Consider the following 1,335-nt stretch of genomic DNA (forward strand, 5'->3'; position numbering starts at 1 on the left):
TGGACTTGCCCCTGCATGACCGGACATGCGGTCACGCTTAGGTTGGTGAATCTGCTCGCTGGCGAAACTCGCGTGGTGAGCAGTATTTCAGGGCGCTGTGCGGATGCGACTCGTTGTAGTGGTCAAACGCGATGGCCAGGTTGTGCAACGCCGTTCTCGCGTCCGGCTTGGGCATCCACGAGACGTAGTCTCTCTTCATCGTTTTGACGAAGCTCTCGGCCATTCCGTTGCTCTGCGGACTTCTGACCGGCGTCGTGATGGGTTTCAGGCCCACTTTTTTCGAGAACGTCAGCGTCTCCTCGGCAATGTAGCAGGAACCGTTGTCGCTGAGCCATTCGATTTCGTTGTCGGCCTTTAACGCACCATCGAAACGGTTTTCTACAGCTTGAAGCATGACATCACGCACCATGTCTCCGGTATAGCCTCCAGTGGTCGCAGCCCAGCTCATGGCTTCCCGGTCACAGCAGTCCAGTGCAAAGATGACGCGCAGCGGCGAGCCGTCATCACAGCGGAATTCGAAGCCGTCCGAGCACCAGCGCGCATTGCTCTGGTCCACCGCGACCCTTCCATCGTGCCGGCGCCTGGATTCGGGATGTCGAGGGCGGCGCTCAAGCAGCAGGCCGTGGGTATGCATGACCCGATAAACCCGTTTTGCATTAACCCGAGGCTGTCCCTGTGCCTCCCGGTTTCGGCGTAGGAGAGCCCAGGCGCGCCGGTAGCCGTAAGTAGGCAAATCAGCAACCAACTCCTGGAGCTCGGCAACGAGCGGCATGTCGTCACGGGCGGGTGTCTTGCGCTTGTCGACCCATTCGGCGTCGCGCTTTATTTTCACTGCGAGATTAGAGCGCGACACACCCAGGACATTACAGACCGTCTTCATCGGTCGTCCCCTGGCAGCAATGGTGAGCGCGCAATCAATTTTTTTGCCCGGCCGTACTCCACTGCTTCGCGGAGGATTTCCACTTCCATCGTCTTCTTGCCCAGCAATCGCTGGAGTTCACGAATCTGTTTCATCGCTTCGGCCAGGTCCGATGCCGGTACCACATGCTCGCCGGCACTGACCGCTGACAGGCTTCCGTCCTGATAGAGCTTGCGCCAGGCGAACACCTGGTTTGCATTCACTTGATGACGACGGGCAACTCCGGAAACGGTTGCGCCGGGCTCGAAGGTCTCGCGCACTATCGCAAGCTTTTCCTCGACAGAGCGCCTGCGGCGCTGTTCGGGCTGGGTCAAAACTTCAATGGGTTCCACGTTAGAGCTGGGCTTAAACATAGGCGTAAGACTACCTCAAAGTTTAAGCGTTCCTCGTGTCCGGTTTTCACGGGGGCCGCCCCA

Annotated in this window: 1 protein-coding gene; it reads right to left on the reverse strand. The window is 58.7% G+C overall.

Annotated elements, in window-relative coordinates; translation table 11 throughout:
• Window positions 1-37 precede the first annotated feature (37 nt).
• Window positions 38-1,272 (reverse strand): IS3 family transposase gene (locus tag NE850_RS39340; RefSeq protein ID WP_085954161.1). Its coding sequence is split into 2 segments (ribosomal slippage): window positions 38-918 and window positions 918-1,272, totalling 1,236 coding nucleotides; the frame shifts between segments, so codons are not numbered across the junction.
• Between the last annotated feature and the right edge of the window lie 63 nt (window positions 1,273-1,335).

This window comes from Paraburkholderia sp. USG1, assembly GCF_031570135.1.
In the GTDB taxonomy this organism is placed as follows: Bacteria; Pseudomonadota; Gammaproteobacteria; order Burkholderiales; family Burkholderiaceae; genus Paraburkholderia; species Paraburkholderia dioscoreae.